The sequence below is a fragment of the Thioalkalivibrio sp. genome (genome assembly GCF_041685615.1).
Taxonomy (GTDB): Bacteria; Pseudomonadota; Gammaproteobacteria; order Ectothiorhodospirales; family Ectothiorhodospiraceae; genus Thioalkalivibrio.
Window position 1 is genome coordinate 1 of sequence record NZ_JAWLFK010000009.1, and the last position, 2,502, is coordinate 2,502.

4 protein-coding genes and 1 pseudogene are annotated in these 2,502 nt (G+C 60.7%); 3 read left to right on the forward strand and 2 right to left on the reverse strand.

Annotation, left to right across the window (positions count from 1 at the left end):
- Positions 1 to 276 (forward strand): annotated as a pseudogene (locus tag ACESLR_RS03030) (PEP-CTERM sorting domain-containing protein); the annotation flags it as partial.
- 428 nt (positions 277 to 704) lie between these two features.
- Here ACESLR_RS03030 and ACESLR_RS03035 read toward each other — a convergent pair.
- Both ACESLR_RS03035 and ACESLR_RS03040 read right to left on the reverse strand, forming a co-directional pair.
- Positions 705 to 1,136, reverse strand: a complete 432-nt coding sequence (locus ACESLR_RS03035; protein WP_373054421.1) for a putative toxin-antitoxin system toxin component, PIN family — start codon at positions 1,134 to 1,136, stop codon at positions 705 to 707.
- A complete protein-coding gene (locus ACESLR_RS03040; RefSeq protein ID WP_373054422.1) occupies positions 1,133 to 1,369 on the reverse strand; it encodes a ribbon-helix-helix protein, CopG family in 237 nt (78 codons plus the stop codon). Before ACESLR_RS03040 ends, ACESLR_RS03035 begins: the two co-directional genes overlap by 4 nt.
- A 313-nt stretch (positions 1,370 to 1,682) precedes the next feature.
- On the opposite strand from ACESLR_RS03040, the gene ACESLR_RS03045 reads away from it, so the two are divergent.
- Complete coding sequence (locus tag ACESLR_RS03045; RefSeq protein ID WP_373054423.1) at positions 1,683 to 1,994, forward strand: nucleotidyltransferase family protein; 312 nt, start codon at positions 1,683 to 1,685, stop codon at positions 1,992 to 1,994.
- Complete coding sequence (locus ACESLR_RS03050) at positions 1,984 to 2,331, forward strand: DUF86 domain-containing protein (protein ID WP_373054424.1); 348 nt, start codon at positions 1,984 to 1,986, stop codon at positions 2,329 to 2,331. The genes ACESLR_RS03045 and ACESLR_RS03050 overlap by 11 nt, the downstream gene beginning before the upstream one ends.
- Positions 2,332 to 2,502 lie beyond the last annotated feature (171 nt).

A 2,502-nucleotide genomic window follows, 5' to 3' on the forward strand; every position in this document is an offset into this window, starting at 1 on the left:
TCAGGGACTTGCTGGTCGGGTGGCTGTGGCTACACCGGCTGGATCAACAGCAGCTTCAGTTTCCTGGAGACCGGGAACTATGCCCTGCAGTTCGGCGTAGTGAACTGGTCGGATGAGGCATACCAGTCAGGCCTCGCGTTTGACGGTGCCACAATCGAGGGACAGGACATCGGAGGAGGGCCGACCGAGGTTCCGCTTCCGGGGACACTCGCCCTCTTTGTCACCGGCTTAACCGCTCTGGTTGGTATTCGCCGCAGAACCCGCCTGGCACCGTAGCCACACCACACCGGCACACCGCTTCCGGCGTCGACCCAATCGAAACGCCCGGTGGAGTACATCCATCGGGTGCCTTCTCGTGCGGTGTAAAATCATCCGTTACCCAACACCTGGTGTTGGGTAACGGATGATTCAGTGGCACGGAATGGGGACAGATTTGTTTTCCCTCTCCACCCCTGCTGTTTCCCTCGAACCTTGACTGGCACGCCCCAAAGCGCCGCCAGATTGTAGGATGGGACGAGCGCAGCGAATCCCATCAAAGGACCGACACGACGCGGGAAATGGTGCGTTTCGCTGCGCTCAACAGCACCCTACCGCGGCGGAGGGAGCCAACCCTTGGGAGAACGTTCCCTGCAATGGGCTGAAGCTCGTTGCTAATCAGGAATAACAATCTCCGCTCGAGCCCAGGCAGTCGCGCCCGCAACTAATCAGCTCGGTTCAAACAGCTCAAGGCCCGCCTCGGGCGTGACGACACGACCCGGCGCAAATGGCTGTTGGACCAGCAGCTTGTCGCCCGTCACCAGGATGCTGCGCGGGTGACAAGCCAGCAGATCCCACAGGTGAGCATCTCCGGCATCCGGAGCTGAAATCGATGAGGGGCTGGGCTCACGCCAGATCGCATTGGCGACCAGTTCGGTCACCAAGTCATCGATATGCGAGTCCGAAAGGCCATGCAGCCGAACCAGCGACGGCCGCAAGAGAACCCTGCGATATTCGGATATCAGGTCAGGCGAAGTCAGGAAAGGAAAATGTCCCGCCAGCATCCCGTCCAAGACACGGCATACGGGTGAGCGTGGTGCACTGGACAGAAGCCCCGCCACCACGACGTTGGTGTCAACCACCAGCGTCCACGGCTTCATCGGCCCCGCTCGGAACAGGTCTCCTCCAGCGCTAGAGCCATGGCATCTTCTTCGCTTAGCGCTGCGCGCTTCCGAGCCGAGGCCACTAATTGCCGCGCTTCGCTACGGGTACGAATCCCGCGATAGACCAGGCTCTCCTCGATAATCGAAGCGATGGAACGGTGCTGCCGCGCCGCCGCCTCTTTCAGGGCCTGATGCAGCTGGTCGTCCAGGGTGATTGTTAATCGGCTCATCGAAGCACTCCTGACGGGCTAAATCGTAGGCACCAAAACACCATAGCACCGGATGAGGGCAGGGGCCAGCTCACCTCATGTTGCGCGATCCAACCAGGGGACCCTGCCCGCCCGAGGACGGAAACGGGAACAGATTTATTTCCGTCTCCATCCCTGCTGGTTTCCCCGCCCCTGGACCGGCGAACCCCGGCCCGTAGCCTGCTACCGAAGTATGCCCCCTATCAGCGGACCAAACGGCGCCTCAACCGAGCATTGCCTTGTGGCTGCGCTCCGGGCGTGACTGTCGTATCGTATGTTGGCAGGAGGCTCGGGCATGCATCCATTGATTCAGCAACATCGCAACGCGCTCGAATCGGTCTGCCGTGACTTCGGTGTGTCACGCCTGGACGTTTTCGGGTCTGCAGCTCGCGGGGAAGATTTCGACCCTGAACGTTCGGACGTGGATTTCCTCGTGGAATTCGGGCCAGATCAGACCGGATTGTCCCTGGAGCAATTCCTCGGTCTGCGCAGAGAGTTGAGCGACATTCTCGGGCGGCCCGTGGACCTGGTGACGCCGCAAAGTGTGACCAATCCGTATGTCCTCGCGGATATCGAACGAACCCGGGAAGCGGTCCATGCGGCGTGATCCGCGGGCGTACCTTTGGGACGCACGTGAGGCCGCGAGACGCGTGGCGGAATTCGTGAAGGACGCAAACGAAGAGGACTACATAGCCAGCGATCTGATGCGCTCCGCCGTTGAGCGTCAGCTGGAGATTCTGGGCGAGGCGCTGGGCCAGCTGGAAAAGGCGGATCCCGATCTAGCTCGACAGATCCCACAATTGAGGGCGGCCGTGGATCTTCGAAACCTTCTGATCCATGGTTATGCGAAGATCGACAGCCGCATTGTCTGGAACACTGCCACGACTGACATCCCGGTTATGGCCCAGGAACTGGATGGTTTGCTGCGGCAACTGGATGGGTGAGCCCTGTAATGGCGGCGTCAGGTTCAACGGCTAGATGCAGAGGCAAACCTTGCCTGCTCTGCCCATCGGCGAGGTGCCCCATAGAGGTCCCGGACAACCGCTTCGCGATTCCCCGGATAACGAAGAACCTGGTTTCAGCAGCTCGAGACGCGAAAAAGCGCCCGGCGGATG